Source organism: Pelomicrobium sp. P1, assembly GCF_052805615.1.
The window spans coordinates 222,581-237,190 of record NZ_JBRBEM010000001.1 but is presented as its reverse complement, the minus strand read 5'-3'; the positions used below and the strand labels follow the sequence as shown (position 1 = coordinate 237,190).

General features: G+C 69.0%; 11 protein-coding genes. 3 read left to right on the top strand and 8 right to left on the bottom strand.

The window, feature by feature from the left end:
• Nucleotides 1-93 precede the first annotated feature (93 nt).
• Both ACUVYZ_RS01155 and ACUVYZ_RS01150 read right to left on the bottom strand, forming a co-directional pair.
• Complete coding sequence (locus tag ACUVYZ_RS01155; RefSeq protein WP_439932620.1) at nt 94-432, bottom strand: c-type cytochrome; 339 nt, start codon at nt 430-432, stop codon at nt 94-96.
• Nucleotides 433-458: 26 nt separating this feature from the next.
• Nucleotides 459-761 (bottom strand): c-type cytochrome, encoded by a 303-nt coding sequence (locus ACUVYZ_RS01150; RefSeq protein ID WP_439932781.1) that lies wholly within the window; start codon nt 759-761, stop codon nt 459-461.
• 204 nt (nt 762-965) lie between these two features.
• Here ACUVYZ_RS01150 and ACUVYZ_RS01145 point away from each other — a divergent pair, with 204 nt between their 5' ends.
• Nucleotides 966-2,777: a SulP family inorganic anion transporter gene (locus ACUVYZ_RS01145; RefSeq protein WP_439932619.1), complete on the top strand. Its 1,812-nt coding sequence runs from the start codon at nt 966-968 to the stop codon at nt 2,775-2,777.
• A 54-nt stretch (nt 2,778-2,831) separates the two neighbouring features.
• On the top strand, nt 2,832-4,994 hold the full coding sequence (locus tag ACUVYZ_RS01140; protein WP_439932618.1) for a SulP family inorganic anion transporter: 2,163 nt from the start codon (nt 2,832-2,834) through the stop codon (nt 4,992-4,994).
• Here ACUVYZ_RS01140 and ACUVYZ_RS01135 read toward each other — a convergent pair.
• Entirely contained in the window at nt 4,956-6,023 is a 1,068-nt protein-coding gene (locus tag ACUVYZ_RS01135; RefSeq protein WP_439932617.1) for a sulfite exporter TauE/SafE family protein, read from the bottom strand. The two genes, ACUVYZ_RS01140 and ACUVYZ_RS01135, sit on opposite strands and share 39 nt — an antisense overlap.
• Complete coding sequence (locus ACUVYZ_RS01130; protein WP_439932616.1) at nt 6,024-6,269, bottom strand: hypothetical protein; 246 nt, start codon at nt 6,267-6,269, stop codon at nt 6,024-6,026.
• 172 nt (nt 6,270-6,441) lie between these two features.
• Here ACUVYZ_RS01130 and ACUVYZ_RS01125 point away from each other — a divergent pair, with 172 nt between their 5' ends.
• Entirely contained in the window at nt 6,442-6,993 is a 552-nt protein-coding gene (locus ACUVYZ_RS01125; protein WP_439932615.1) for a cob(I)yrinic acid a,c-diamide adenosyltransferase, read from the top strand.
• 25 nt (nt 6,994-7,018) lie between these two features.
• On the opposite strand, the gene ACUVYZ_RS01120 is transcribed toward ACUVYZ_RS01125, so the two are convergent.
• The 4 genes from ACUVYZ_RS01120 to ACUVYZ_RS01105 form a co-directional block, all read right to left on the bottom strand.
• Nucleotides 7,019-8,161: a 3-deoxy-7-phosphoheptulonate synthase gene (locus tag ACUVYZ_RS01120; RefSeq protein WP_439932614.1), complete on the bottom strand. Its 1,143-nt coding sequence runs from the start codon at nt 8,159-8,161 to the stop codon at nt 7,019-7,021.
• Nucleotides 8,162-8,264: 103 nt separating this feature from the next.
• Nucleotides 8,265-9,749: a metalloprotease TldD gene (gene tldD / locus ACUVYZ_RS01115; RefSeq protein ID WP_439932613.1), complete on the bottom strand. Its 1,485-nt coding sequence runs from the start codon at nt 9,747-9,749 to the stop codon at nt 8,265-8,267.
• Between the two features lie 7 nt (nt 9,750-9,756).
• Entirely contained in the window at nt 9,757-10,638 is an 882-nt protein-coding gene (locus ACUVYZ_RS01110; RefSeq protein ID WP_439932612.1) for a carbon-nitrogen hydrolase family protein, read from the bottom strand.
• Between the two features lie 85 nt (nt 10,639-10,723).
• Nucleotides 10,724-14,548 (bottom strand): YhdP family protein, encoded by a 3,825-nt coding sequence (locus tag ACUVYZ_RS01105; RefSeq protein ID WP_439932611.1) that lies wholly within the window; start codon nt 14,546-14,548, stop codon nt 10,724-10,726.
• Between the last annotated feature and the right edge of the window lie 62 nt (nt 14,549-14,610).

Below are 14,610 nucleotides of genomic sequence, written 5' to 3'. Positions count from 1 at the left end.
CGCGGCATGACCCGCGCCCCGTCCTTCGGCCGGCGACCCTCGTCCGGCAGGCTTCACCCGCCCGACAGGACCCCCGAGGCAACCCCAGGAAAATCAGCGGCTGCCCGGGGGCTTGACCTGCAGGCTGCCCTTCTGGCTCGCGAAATAGGCCGCCAGGTTCCGGATGTCCTGCTCGCTCAGGTTGGCGGCGAAGCCCTGCATGATGGGATTTTGCCGCTCCCCCGTCTTGTAATCGATGAGGGCCTTCTCCAGGTAGTCCCGGTACTGGCCCGCGAGCTTGGGGTACGCGGGAGCGATGGGCGCATCCCCCGTCGGCCCGTGGCATGCGGCGCACACCTCGGTGGCGATCTTCTTGCCCGCTTCGGGACTGGCCGCCCACGCCCCCGTGGCGCCGAGCAGGCCGCACAAAGCGAGGGACAGCGTTCTTTTCATTCCTCCCCTCCTCCCCGCGGCGCCCCTCATTTGCCCGCCCCGCTGTAGTAGGCCGCCAGATCGGCCATGTCCTGGGCCGACAGGGTCGCGGCGATGGCGGTCATGGAAGGATGCTTGCGCGCGCCGCTCTTGTAGGCCTCCAGCGCCGCCACGATGTACTCGGCGCTCTGGCCCCCCAGCTTGGGCACGGTATAGACGGTGGGATAGGCGGTGCGGTAGCCCGCGATCTCGTGGCACCCGGCGCACATGGCGCTCTTTTCCTTGCCGGCTTCGGCGTCTCCCGCCGCCGCGCCGCCGGCACAGGCGATCAGGGCCATCCCGGTTACCATGGTGAGGACTTTCGTTCTTCTCATGATTCTCGATGGGACGGTTGGGAAATTCAAAGCTTCGGACTTTAATGGATCAGTCCATTCAGGTCAATGACCGCGGCCAGGGCTAAGGCAGCGCCGGCGGCCGAGGCGTGGGGCGCGCAGCCCGCGGCCCGTCCCTGGTACCATACGCCAAAATTTGCTGGCCTTCCCTCGACCTTGCACGTGTCCTTTCGATCCTGGCTCCTGACGGCCTTCCCGTTCCTGCGCTGGTGGCCCATGGTCACCCGGGACACCCTGCGGGCAGACCTGGCCGCAGGGCTCACCGCCGCCATCGTGGTGCTTCCCCAGGGCGTCGCCTTCGCCACCCTGGCGGGCATGCCGCCCGAGTACGGGCTGTACGCCGCCATGGTCCCCGCCGTGGTGGCGGCGCTGTTCGGTTCCTCGTGGCATCTCATTTCCGGGCCGACCAACGCCATCTCCCTGGTCGTCTTCGCCACCATGAGCCCGCTCGCCGTGCCCGGCTCGCCCGAATACATCAAGCTGGTGCTCACCCTCACCTTCCTCACGGGCGTTATGCAGCTCGTGATGGGGATCGCGCGCATGGGCGCCCTGGTGAACTTCATCTCCCACACCGTGATCATCGGCTTCACCGCCGGAGCAGCGCTGCTGATCATCGCCTCCCAGATCAAGAACTTCTTTGGCGTGGCCATCGAGCGCGGCTCGTCGTTCGTGGAAACCTTCCTCCAGTTCGGCGCCCAGATCGACGACATCAACCCCTACGTGTTCTCGGTGGCCGCGGTGACCCTGGTCACGGGCATCCTGTCCCGCCGCTACCTCCCCAAGATCCCCTACATGATCGTGGCCATGGTGGCGGGGAGCCTGTTCGCCTTGGGGGTCAACTGGGGATTCGGCGCCGAAACCACCGGCATCGCGACGGTGGGGGCGCTACCGGGGGGGCTTCCGCCCCTCTCGGCGCCGGACCTCTCCCTGGAGACAATCCGCCTGACCGCGCCCATCGCCTTCGCGGTCACCATGCTGGCTCTGACCGAAGCGGTGTCCATCGCCCGCAGCATCGCGGTGAAGTCGGAACAGCGCATCGACGGCAACCAGGAATTCATCGGCCAGGGCCTGTCCAACATCGCCGGCTCGTTCTTCTCCGCCTACGCCTCCAGCGGCTCCTTCAACCGCAGCGGCTTGAACTACGAGGCCGGGGCCAAGACCCCCCTCTCCGCTGTGTTCTCCGCCGTCTTCCTGGTCTTCATCCTGCTGGCGGTGGCGCCCCTGGCCGCCTACCTGCCGATCCCCTCCATGGCGGCGATCCTGTTCCTGGTGGGCTGGGGCCTGATCGATTTCCACCACATCCGCGGCATCCTGCGCACCAGCCGGTCCGAGACGGCGGTGCTGGCGGTCACTTTCTTCGGCACCCTGCTCCTCGACCTGGAGTTCGCCATCTACGCCGGTATCATCATCTCCCTGATCCTGTACCTGAACCGCACCTCCAAGCCCCTGGTGCTGGACGTCAAGCCCGATCCCGCCGAGGGCAGCTATCACTTCTCCGCCGAAACGGGGCTGCCCGATTGCCCCCAGCTCAAGATGGTGCGCATCAACGGGTCGCTGTTCTTCGGCGCGGTGAACCACGTGCAGCAGGCGCTGCAGGAGATCGACGAGCGAAACCCGCAGCAGAAACACGTGCTGATCGTGGCGAGCGGCATCAACTTCGTGGACGTGGCCGGCGCCGAGATGCTGGCCCAGGAGGCCCGGCGGCTACGCCGCAAAGGGGGCGGGCTTTACTTCTACCGGATGAAGAACGCGGTGCGGGAGCTCATGGAGCGTGGCGGCTACCTGCGAGAGATCGGCGAGGAGAACCTGTTCCCGGTCAAGAGCCACCCGGTCTCCCGCCTCTACCCTCGCCTCGACCCGGAGATCTGCCGCCATTGCCGGGTGCGCATCTTCCGCGAATGCCAAGACCGGCTTCCCAACGGGGAGCCGCGGTCCGCGGCCAACGCCGCGGGCGCGAGCCCGATGAATACCTGACCGCACCAAGGTAGGCTATAGGCCTGATGCGCAGCCGCTGCGTATCATCCCGCCATGAACGCCCGCTCCTTGACCCGCTTTTTTCCCTTCCTGGCCTGGTTCCCGATGAAGGGCTCGACCCTGCGGGCCGACCTGGCGGCGGGCATCACCGTGGGCCTGGTCCTGGTGCCCCAGTCCCTGGCCTACGCCCAGTTGGCCGGCCTGCCGCCCTACTACGGCCTATACGCGGCCTTCGTCCCGGTCATCGTGGCGGCCGCGTTCGGGTCCTCCCATCAGCTCGCCACCGGCCCGGTGGCCATGGTGTCCCTGCTCACCGGGGCGGTCCTGGCGCCCCTGGCAGCGGCCGGTTCCGAGCAGTTCGTGGCGCTGGCGATCCTGCTGGCCCTCATGGTGGGCGTGCTGCAGCTTCTCCTGGGGGTGTTACGCCTCGGGGCGCTGGTGAACTTCCTGTCCCACCCGGTCATCGTGGGCTTCACCAACGCGGCGGCCCTCATCATCGCCGCCTCCCAATTCAACAAGTTGATCGGCGTCAGCAAAGGCAGAAGCGAAAGTTTCCTCCTCGACATGTGGGGCGTGCTGCTGCAGCTCGGCGACACCCATTGGCCCACCCTGGCCATGGGTACAGGGGCCATCGGCCTCATGGTGGCGCTCAAGAAGATCGCCCCCCGGGCGCCCGGCGTGCTGGTGGCGGCGATCATTACCACTGCCCTGAGCTGGGCCGTCGGTTTCGAGAAGAAAGGCGCTGCGCGGCCCGACGAGATCGCCGACGAGGCGCTGCGCTCCATCGCCGTCGATTACCTGGCGACCCAGGCCGCCGTCGCCGAGCTGCAGCGCCGAATCGAGGCCGGCTTGAACGAGCTGCGCTCGGCGGAGCGCTCCGGCGGCGCCGGCAGCCGCCACGCGGTGGCCCTGCGCTACCAGGTGGAGATCCTACGGCTAGAGCTCGCCGATCTGGAAAATGAGAATCGCAAGCGCCTGCGGGACCTGCGCAAGTTCGCCTTCGAGCGCGCCGTGACGCCCGAGGGGCCGCGCCTTTACCTCCACGGCGAGCTGCCCGAGGGCTTGCCGGGCGACGGCCAGTTGTGGCGGATCCGCGGCATCAGCGAGGGCGAGCTGCGGCTCGCGGGCGGAGGGGAGGTGGTGGGCGCCATCCCGCCCGGGCTACCGGAGTTGCGGCTGCCCCAGGTGAGCCTGGAACGGGTCGGCGCCCTGCTCTCGGGGGCGCTGGTGATCGCCCTGGTGGGGTTCATGGAGGCGATCTCGGTGGCGAAGGCGATCGCCACCCGCACCCGGCAGCGGCTGGACGCGAACCAGGAGCTGATCGGCCAGGGCCTGGCCAACGTGGCCGGCAGCCTATTCCAGTCCTTTCCGGTGAGCGGCTCGTTCTCCAGGACGGCGGTGAACTACAGCGCCGGAGCCCGGACGGGCCTGTCCTCCCTCTTCACGGCGTGCATGGTGGTGATCACCCTGCTACTGTTCACCCCGCTGCTCTACCACCTGCCCCAAGCCGTGCTGGCGGCCATCATCATGATGGCCGTGGCGGGTCTCATCAACTTCCGGGCTATGCGCGACGTCTGGCGGGCCCATCGCCACGACGGCGTCGCCGCCTTCGTCACCTTCGCCGCCACCCTGGCCTTCGCCCCCCACCTGGACAAGGGCATCCTCCTGGGCGCGGGCCTCGCGGTGCTGCTTTACCTGTACCGCACCATGAAGCCCCGGGTGGCGGTGCTGGGACGCCACCCCGACGGCACCCTGCGGGACGCCCGCCTGCACGGGCTGCCCCTCTGCGAGCACCTGGTGGCGGTTCGCTTCGACGGGCAGCTCTATTTCGCCAACACGCCGTACTTCGAAGCCGCCATCCTGGACGTGGCGGCCCGCTTTCCCAAGGCCCGGCAGATCCTGGTGGTGGCCGACGGCATCAACCAGATGGACGCCTCCGGCGAAGAGACGGTGCGGCACCTGAACGCGCGCCTGCGGGAGGCCGGCGTCACCCTCTCCTTCTCCGGCCTGAAGCGTCAGGTGCTGGAGGTCATGGAACGCACGGGGTTGATCGAGGAAATCGGCCGGGAAAACCTGTTCGCCAGCGAGGACGACGCCCTGGAGGCGCTGGCGAAGCGCATCGATGCCCCGGACTTCGATCCCCGGACCTGCCCGCTGCTGCGCCAGCCGGGCCCCTATTCAGGCACCGGCTCCTCTTCCGCCTCGCTCAGCGCGTGATCCCGGTGGCCCCGGACCATGGCGCCCACGATGATGACGGCGCCCGTGGCGAGCGCCCCCCACCATGAACAGGAAGCTCGCGTCCTTGAACAGCTCCACGAGCTTGGGGCTCAAATCGAGCTTGCCGAGCTGGGCGAGGTAGACGGGGATCACCACGGCGCGGCTCACCGCGACAATCATCATGATGGCCCCCATGACCACCTTGATCATGTAGGGCTTTACATACGTGGTGCCGATGGCGCCGAGCTGAATGCCGAAAAGGGAGCCTGCCAGGATGATCATGGCGAGCCGGATGTCCACCAGGCCGTGCATGGCGTATTTGATCGTGCCGCCCAGACCCATCACGAAGGCGATCACCAGCTCCGTGGCGCTCGCCACCAGGCTCGGGGCCCCCAGCACGTAGATCATGCCCGGCACGCCGATAAACCCTCCTACCGCGATGGTGGCGGCCAGCATACCCGTAGCGAAGCCGAGCGGCAGGATGAACAGGAAGGAGACGCGCACCTTGGCCACCTTGAACTCCACCATGGTGCCCGGGATCTCAAGGCTTTGAACCCAGCGCGCCAGGCGGTGGGTCTGCTCTATGGAGTCACCGCCCCGACGGTAGACCTTCCATGCGTCGGCGAGCACCCATGTCCCCACGACCACCAGCACGAGCACGAACGCGGTGCTCACGTACAGGCTGGAGCCCGCTTCGCCATGGGCGGCCTTGATGGCCTGCTGGATGTCAGCGCCCACCCATACGCCCATGGCCGCCGTAGCCGCCATGAAGAGACCGAGCTTGATATCCACGTGGCCGTACTTATGGCGCTTGTACGCGCCTACCAATGCCTTCGGAAACTTGTGGCAGATATTGCTTGCGACGGCGACGACACCCGGCACCCCCATGCTCATCATGCCGGGCGTGAGCACGAAAGCGCCGCCGGAGCCGATGAAACCCGACACCAGGCCGCCGATGAAGCCGACCATCAGGAGAAACATCACCCCTGGCAGCTCGAGCTCGATGAAGTGGGGGGCGATCTGTTCCATTCAGCGCTTCCTTCCGTTCGGCTTCTTGCCGCGCACGCCCAGCACCTCCCAGAAGTAGCCCGTAAACGCCCCGTGCACGAGCGAGAAGACGAACGCCGTCGCCACCGGCAGCAGCCAGTACAACCCGTCGGTCCGGGTGTAGGCACGCATGATCTCGTCCTCGAACAGGAACAGGAGCAGGTAGAGCCCCAGGGAGCCGGCGCCGCTCAAGGCGAGGGGGAGCAGCGGTTTCTTGTCTCGTTCCATTCCCGGCGTTTTTGGTATCGGAGCGGGACGGTTCGCGCGATTATAGGGCGCCGGGTCCGGGCCCTTGATAGGGGGTTCTTATGGCGGCATCGAGCCGCTTTTGGCCCGCGACTTGACCCTTCCCTAGGCCCCGGCCGACAATGCGGCCACGTTCATCGGAGGAAGACCGCACGTGGGACACCGGCTGTCGAAGATCTACACCCGCACGGGGGACAAGGGCACCACCGGGCTCGGGGATGGCTCCCGGGTGCCGAAGGACTCGCTGCGCGTGGAAGCCTTCGGCACCGTCGATGAGTTGAACAGCGTGATTGGGCTCCTGCTCGCAGAAGAACTCGCGCCCGAAGTACGGTCGTGCCTGGTGGACATCCAGCACGATCTCTTCGACCTGGGCGGCGAGCTGTGCATTCCGGGGCATACCGCCGTCAGCGATCGGCAGGTGGAACGGCTCGAGCATCTCCTTGACGGCTTCAACGCCGACCTGCCGCCGCTCAAGGAATTCATCCTGCCGGGCGGCGCGCGCCAGGCCGCCGTGTGCCATTTCGCACGCACCGTCTGCCGCCGGGCAGAACGCCGGCTGGTCACGCTGGCCAACGCGGAGGTCGTGAGCCCCACCGCCCTCAAGTACCTGAACCGCCTCTCCGACTTGCTGTTTGTCCTGGCGCGGGTGCTCAACCGCCAGCACGGCCAGGGCGACGTGCTGTGGCAGCCGGGAAAAAACCGCTAGCCCAGCGCGCCGCCGTTTGCCGCGCTCAGGCCGCCGCCGGGGTGGCGCTGGAGGAGGCGTGGAACTTCTCCGCCAGGGCCGCCCGCTTGAGGTAGGCCTCCCGAGCGATCCTTACGTCCTCGAGGAAATAGGGCAGTTCGGCCAGGGTCAGCGCCTGGGCGCCGTCCACCAGCGCCTTGGACGGCTCCGGGTGGAAGTCCACCAGGATCATGTTGGCCCCCGCGATCACCCCCTGAGCGGTCACGTGCATGATGTCCAGCAGCCCGTCGGGGGCCATCGCTCGGGAGCCCACCGAATGAGAAGGGTCGATGCACACCGGCATGCGGGTGAGCCGCTTCACCACCGCCACGTGGGAGAAGTCGACGAAGTTGCGGTGGGGGTCTCCCATGTTGGTCTTCATGCCCCGCAGCCCGAAGATCACCTTGCGGTTGCCCTCGGAAGCCAGGTATTCGGCGGCATTCAGCGACTCGTCCAGCGTGATGCCGAAGCCGCGCTTGAACAGGACCGGAAACTCCTGCTGCCGGCCCACGGCCTTCAACAGCTCGAAGTTCTGGGCGTTGCGGGTGCCGATCTGGAGCATGACGCCGGTCGGGTTGCCCGTCATGTGCAGCGCTTCGCGGATTTGATCGATGTGATCCTCGTGGGTGATCTCCATGGCGATCACCTTGATCCCGTACTTGCCCGCGAGCTCGAACACGTAGGGCAGGCAGTCCTTGCCGTGGCCCTGGAACGAATAAGGGCTGGTGCGGGGCTTGTAGGCGCCCATGCGGGTGCACACCTGGCCGTTGTCCCGCAGCGCCCGCATCATCATCTCCACGTGCTCGCGGGTGTCCACCGCGCACAAGCCCGCGAACACGTGCAGCGTGTCCTGGCCGAAGCGCAGACCGTTGTAGTCGAAGTGGGAGAGCCGCTGGTCGTCCTTGTGGCGCCCCAGCACGCGGTAGGGCTCGGAGACGCGCACGACCCGCTCCACGCAGGGTAGGGCCTTCATATCCTCCACCGAAAGTTGCAGCGTGCTGCCGATCAGGTAGACCTCGGTCAACACCCGCTCGGTGCCCTTCTCGTGGTGGATACGGGTCTGGATGCCCGGCAGCGAGCCCAGGTGCTCCATCAACTGTTTGAACTCGGGACCGTTCAGGTCCACGTTTTCTTCGAGGATCAGGATCATGGTCGGGTCGCGCGACGCCTCGTCGCGCTTTATAAGTACCTGAAAGGGGCTGGATTATAACAGAACACGCCGCTCCCGCCGCGAAAGACCGCGGCGGGAGCGGCTATTCAGCAGTGCCGCCGACGGTGAGCCCCTCGATCTTCAGGGTGGGCTGGCCCACGCCCACCGGCACGCTCTGCCCTTCCTTGCCGCAGGTGCCGATGCCCGGATCGAGCTTCAGGTCGTTGCCGATCATGGACACACGCGTCAGCACATCGGGGCCGTTGCCGATGAGGGTCGCCCCCTTGACCGGGTAGGTCACCCGGCCGTTCTCGATCATGTAGGCCTCGGCGGCGGAGAAGACGAACTTGCCGCTGGTAATGTCCACCTGGCCGCCGCCGAAGTTGACTGCGTAAAGCCCCCGGTCCACCGAACGGATGATCTCCTCCGGATCGTGGCGGCCGGCCAGCATGTAGGTGTTGGTCATGCGGGGCATGGGGAGGTGGGCGAAGGATTCCCGCCGGCCGTTGCCCGTGGGCGCCATACCCATCAACCGGGCGTTCAGGGTGTCCTGCAGGTAGCCTCGGAGCACGCCGTTTTCGATCAGCACCGTGCACTGGGTGGGCGTGCCCTCGTCGTCCACGTTGAGGGAGCCGCGCCGCTGAGGCAGGGTGCCGTCGTCCACCACGGTGACCCCCGGAGCCGCCACCCGCTCGCCGAGGCGGCCGGAAAAGGCGGAGCTGCCCTTGCGGTTGAAGTCCCCCTCCAGCCCGTGGCCGATCGCTTCATGGAGCAGGATGCCCGGCCAGCCCGGCCCCAGCACCACGGTCATGGTGCCCGCGGGCGCCGGGCGCGCCTCCAGGTTCACCAGGGCCTGGTCCACCGCCTTCTTCGCGTAGTCGCGCAGTACTTCGTCGGTAAAGTAGGCGTAGCCGAAGCGGCCGCCGCCGCCGCTCACACCCTGTTCCCGCCGGCCCCTGGCTTCGGCGATCACCTGGACCGTGAGGCGCACCAGGGGGCGCACGTCGGCGGCCAGCAGACCCGTGCTCGAGGCAATCAGCACCACCTCGTACTCGCCGGCCAGGCTGGCGATCACCTGGGTCACCCGCGGGTCCAGCGACCGGGCGTAGCTTTCCAGCCGGGTGAGGAGCGCCACCTTGTCGGACGCGGAGAGGGTCGCCAGCGGGTCGACCGGCTCGTAGAGCCGGAGCCCCCGGGCCGGGCGTGGCGCTGGCACCGGGCGGCTTCCCCCCTGGCGGGCGATGGCCCGGGTGGTCCGAGCCGCCGACTCCAGGGCCGCCAGGCTGATGTCGTCGGAATAGGCGAAAGCCGTTTTCTCGCCGGCGACCGCCCGCACGCCCACGCCCTGGTCGATGTTGAAGCTGCCGGCCTTGACGATGCCTTCCTCCAGCGTCCAGCTCTCGGCCCGGCTGTACTGGAAATACAGGTCCGCCACCTCGACGCCCTGGGTCAAGAGCTGGCCGAAGACCCGCTCGAGCTGGGGCGTGTCGAGACACGCGGGGGCGAGCAGCCGGCTGCGGGCGGTTTCCAGCAACCGCGCCGGATCGGCGGCCTCGATGAGGGTGGCGTCGGCCAGAGGATCGTTCATGGTCCCGTCATTGTATTCGGCACCGGCGCACCGCGCGATGGGCGAGGGCCGGCAGGCTCTGCCGCAGCCGCGCCTGGTAGGCCGGGTCCACCGGGGCACTCACCACCCCGGCGCCCCGGGGAAGCCGCCCCAGCACCGTGCCCCAAGCGTCCACGATCATGGTATCGCCGTGGGTCTCCCGCCCGTTGGGGTGGACGCCCCCCTGGGCCGGCGCCACCACGTAGGCCAGGTTCTCGATGGCCCGGGCCCGCACCAGCACTTCCCAGTGGGCCCGTCCCGTGGTGGCGGTGAAGGCGGAAGGAGCAAGGATCAGGTCCACCGTTCCCATGGCCCGGTAGAGCTCCGGGAAGCGCAGGTCGTAGCAAATGGACAGGCCCACGCGCCCGAAGGGGGTATCCACCGCCACCACCTCGGTCCCCGGCTCGATGGTGGCGGCCTCGTCGTAGCGCTCCTGGCCGAGGTCAAGCCCGAACAGGTGGATCTTGTCGTAGCGGGCCGCCGCTCGCCCCTCTTCGTCGTAGAGGAGCAGGCTGTTGTAGACTTTGTCGGGCCGGCTTGCTTTGAGGGGCACCGAGCCCCCGGCAATCCAGATCCCGAACCGCCGGGCGAGGGCGCTCAGAAAGGCCTGGATCGGCCCGTCCCCCGGCGCTTCCGCTGCCTCAAGCCGATCCTGGTCCCGCAAGGGCATGAGGGCGAAGTTCTCGGGCAGCACCACCAGCCGGGCGCCGCCCGCCGCCGCCTGCTCCACGAGCCGGGCGGCTTCCTTCAAGTTCTCGTCCACCCGGGGCCCCGACACCATCTGCACCGCCGCTGCGCGGAAGGGGGAACGGGCTCCCCCCGCCTCGTCCACGAGGCCAGCCGGTGCGGCGCCGGTGTCGGCCAGCGTCATTTCCGCCCTCCGCAAGCCCCGACCCGCAGCGGGTCTCCAGTAGCCGCCGGCATCGTGGAATGGGGATGGAATACGGGTAAGCGGCTCATGGAGGCAGCAGGTTGCCGATACGTCTGGGAATTTTGGTCACCTTGGGATCCACCCAGGTTCCCGCCACGTGGTATTCAAACGCCGCCATCTGATCGAAGGGGTCCTTGAGCACCTTGGAAAGGGCCAGGGTCGCCAGGCCCACCACGGGTCCGCCGACCACGCCGGTGGCAAGGGCCGCCGTCTCGGACAGGGAGGGCATTACCTTGACCCGCAGGTTCTGGGTCTCCCGGGCGAGATCCACCTCGCCCTGCATCCTTATCCGGGCGGAAGGGCCGTCGATGGAGAGTTCCTCGGTGCGGGCGATTCCCTGGGCGAGGCGCACCTCGCCGCGGATTTTCTCAAAGGCGAAGCCCTTGCTGAAGACGTCGGTGAAATCCAGGGCGACGCGCCGGGGCAGCGCCTGCAGGCTCAGGATGCCCAGGAGCTTCGCCACCCCCGGCTCCGCCTCCAGGAATTGGCCGTCGTCGAACGCCAGGGTAAGCTGACCCGCGAGGGTCGGGTAATCCATGGCGTAGGGAACTCCGTTCCACTCCAGGGTGCCCTTGACGCTGCCCGCGCCGCCGCGCATCCCTTCCCCCAGCTTGAGGCGCGAGGCGAAGCGCCCCAGGTCGGCCACCGCCAGGTCCACGGACAACCGGGTGCGCGGGGGGCCGGGACGCCGCCGCCACTCCCCGGAAGCGGTGAGCACGCCGTCGGGATGCTCCAGGGAGAGCTTATGGATGCGCCACAACCCTCCCTGGGGTCGGGCCAGGAGCTCCAGCCGGCCGTGGGGGATCTGGTTCAGGGTGAAGCGCTCGGCCACGATGTCCAGGCCCGGGAGGTCCCGTTCCTTGGGCAACGCCTCCGCCTCGCCCCGCCCCAGGGTTTCGTCCGAGGGGATGGTGAGCCGGTCCAGGCGGGCCGTGAGCTTTCCACTGCCGGCGCCCTCCCAGGTCACGTCCCCCGCGATCTCCCGGCCGGCGAGGCGCAGCTTCAAGGTGCCCTGGCGTTGCTCCCCCGCCGCCTCCACCTCGTGGAACAGGCGGTTGAAAGCGAACAGGCGCCCCGCCCGGAAATCGAAGCCGATCAGGCCCGGACCGGTTCCGGCGCCTTCTTTGGGCATCCATTCCAGCCAGCGGTCCAGGTCGAGGGTGGGAGTCGAGCCGGTGATCCACAGCCCTTGCCGCTGCGCCTCCGCCGTCCCGGCCCCCAGCACGAGGATGCCCCGCTCCAGGGCGGCGGAGGACGGCGCGCCACTTAAGATGAGCTGGGCGGACGCCCGCTCGCCCAGGGAGACGGTGAGGGCGGAGGATCCAGGGCCGGCCGGCCGCCGGGTCACCCGCAAGGGTAGGGGCTCCTGGGCGGATTTCGCCAGGGGAGCGGGCAAGGCCAGGGCGAGCCCCTCCAGGGACGATTCCAGCGTCTCTTCGGTGGCGTCCCGGCGGATCACCTGGACGAAGTGCCAGTCGGCGGCGCCGGAGGTGAACCGAGCCCAGTTCGGCGCCCCCCTCGCCTGCCAGGCCTCGGCTTCCAGGCGCCCGCTGGCGGTCAGGCGCACTTCGTCCCCCGCGGTGGTGGCGGAAAGGCGGACCGGCCCCCCCAGGAAGCGGGCGTCGATCCCCTCCGCCGCCACCTCCCGGTCGGTGAAGCGCAGCGTTCCCGTCACTTCCTCCAGGGGCGGCACGCCGGCCAGAAAGGCGATGCGGTTGGCCTGGAAGGCGTAGGCGCCTTCCACCGTGGCGTCCCGGCTGTGGCGCAAGGGCACCGTCAGCTTCAAGGCGAGCCGCCCACTCCCCGCCGCCTCCATCCCCCGGGTGAAGCCCCCGATGCGGCTGCCCACCGGGCTCTCGTCGATGAAGCGCAAGAAGGCGCTGGTGTCCCCCTGGGCTTCCCCGGTCACCGTGAGCTGGGGTTCCGGGGCGCCCAGGTCCGGAATCACCGCCCGCACGCCGCTCACCCGGGCCCCCAGGAGGGTGCCGCGGCCCGAAGTGATCTCCATTCCCGCCCCCCGGAAAGCCAGGTCCGCTTCGATCCCTTCGATCCGGGGCCAGCCATCGGCGTAGTGGAGCTGCACCCCGGACGCCTTGGCGGTCACCCGAAACTCCCCCTGGCCCTCCTCGGCGAAGGGGAAGTGTTCCAGCGCCCCCTTGAGGACGATCTCCCCATCGGAAGCCCGACCGGCCAGGAGGGCGTCCCGCAGCCATGTCCGGGTTTCTTCGTTCACCACCCAAGGCAGATAGGCGTGGACCCGGCGGGCTTCGGCCCGGGTGAGCCTTCCGGTGAGATCGATGCGGCCGGGGCCCGAAGGGGCGGTCCAGTATCGGCCCGCGGCGCTGCCCGCCAGGTCGGCGTTGGCGAAGGTCACCTGGCGGAGACTGATCTCGGTGCCCTGCTCCCCCTTCTTCACCCATCCGCCCTGCACCGCCAATTGGTCGAAGGCCAGGGGCCGGGGGAAAACCCGGGGAAGGTCGAGCATCGCCCCCTTGCCCGACAAGGCGAAGGAGCCCGCCCGATCGCTCCCCTCCACTGTGCCGCTTAGGCCCCGGAACCCGGGCGCGTGCCCGTAGGGGCTGAGCTCCAGGGCGTCGAACCGGGCCCGCACCCGGTAGTCGCTCGCGGCGGCCAAGTCTCCCCGCCACGAAGCTTCCAGCCCCGAGACCATGCCCCGGGGCGCCAGCGCCGCGAGCCGCTGCTGCACCTCCACGGGCAAGGGCAGATGGCGGGCGAGGCTCGCCAGCACCCCCAGGTCCAGGGCGTTCGCCTGGATCTCCCACCGGACGTCCGCCCCTTCCCCGGTGCGCCGGAAGCGGAAATCAGTGGGGGCGAGGCGCAGGCCCTCCCGGGTCGTGAGGCTCAAGCCCCGGGTCGATATCTCGTACCCCCCCGCCTCCCGGTTCCAGCCGAGCCGCCCGCCCAAGGCGGTCAGGGCGAGGGGGGGCAGCTCGGGGGAAAGGGCCACCACCACGCCGGCCAACTGCACGTCCGCCGTCACCGCGACGGCTCCGCCCCCTTGGAGGGTCACCCAGGCCCTGGCGGCGCCGGTGCCCGTGCGCAGGCCTTCGGGAAGGGGAAGCCAGGGCCGCCACGCGGCCACGTCCATCCGGTCCAGGGCTAGGTACACCTCGCCCTTCAGGCTTTTCAGGTTATCGAAGAAGAGCCCCTTCTTCAGGTCGCCCCGCACCTCCAGGCGCCCGCCTCCAGCCGCCGGCGCCGAAGCTTCCAGGGCGAAGCGATGCCGCCCGAAGCCGTTTTCCAGCCGCAGCTCCACCTGGGTGAGGGCCAGGGGCGGGGCGCCCCGCAACCCGTCCTCCCATACCAGCGCGGCACCCCGCACGAGCACCGACCGCTGGCGCAGCAGCCATCCGCCCAAGGCGTTGGAGGCGCCCTCCCCGGTTCGATCTAGGGCCAGGCCCGCGACCCACCACCCGCCCTGGGGGTCCCGCCGCACGTGGACCGCCGGCGCGTCGGCCGCCAGCCGGTAAAAACCCAATTCCCCCCGCAGCAGGGCGGACCAGGAGAGGACCGCCTCCACCCGCCCCAGGGCGAGGGCGGGCTGCCCGGCGGGGTCCAGCACCCGCACCTCGCTCACCCGCAGCTCGGGCCGCAAGCCCCGCCAGCCGGCCTCCAGGCGGCCCAGGGTCACCGGAAGTCCCAGGGCTTCTTCGGCGTAGCGGGCCACGTGACCGCGGAAGGCGTCGGCGTTGGGGAACAACCCGTAGCGCAGGGCCAGGAGGGAGACCGCGAGGCCGAGGAACCCGGCCAGCAGGACGAACAGGGCGGCGCGGGAGAAATGGCGCAGGCCGCGCAACGTGGCCGACAGGGTACGGGAGAGCGGGCTCAAGGACCTCTTCCCAGGGCGTTTCGCTTAACCGGCGCCCCGGCGATTAGAATTGCGGGAAATCT

What these genes read in the sequence shown, in the direction of transcription:
- ACUVYZ_RS01155 (WP_439932620.1), bottom strand. Translation starts at nt 432, where the DNA reads ATGAAAAGAACGCTGTCCCTCGCTTTGTGCGGCCTGCTCGGCGCCACG.
- ACUVYZ_RS01150 (WP_439932781.1), bottom strand. Translation starts at nt 761, where the DNA reads ATGGTAACCGGGATGGCCCTGATCGCCTGTGCCGGCGGCGCGGCGGCG.
- ACUVYZ_RS01140 (WP_439932618.1), top strand. Translation starts at nt 2,832, where the DNA reads ATGAACGCCCGCTCCTTGACCCGCTTTTTTCCCTTCCTGGCCTGGTTC.
- ACUVYZ_RS01135 (WP_439932617.1), bottom strand. Translation starts at nt 6,023, where the DNA reads ATGGAACAGATCGCCCCCCACTTCATCGAGCTCGAGCTGCCAGGGGTG.
- ACUVYZ_RS01130 (WP_439932616.1), bottom strand. Translation starts at nt 6,269, where the DNA reads ATGGAACGAGACAAGAAACCGCTGCTCCCCCTCGCCTTGAGCGGCGCC.
- ACUVYZ_RS01120 (WP_439932614.1), bottom strand. Translation starts at nt 8,161, where the DNA reads ATGATCCTGATCCTCGAAGAAAACGTGGACCTGAACGGTCCCGAGTTC.
- tldD (WP_439932613.1), bottom strand. Translation starts at nt 9,749, where the DNA reads ATGAACGATCCTCTGGCCGACGCCACCCTCATCGAGGCCGCCGATCCG.
- ACUVYZ_RS01110 (WP_439932612.1), bottom strand. Translation starts at nt 10,638, where the DNA reads ATGACGCTGGCCGACACCGGCGCCGCACCGGCTGGCCTCGTGGACGAG.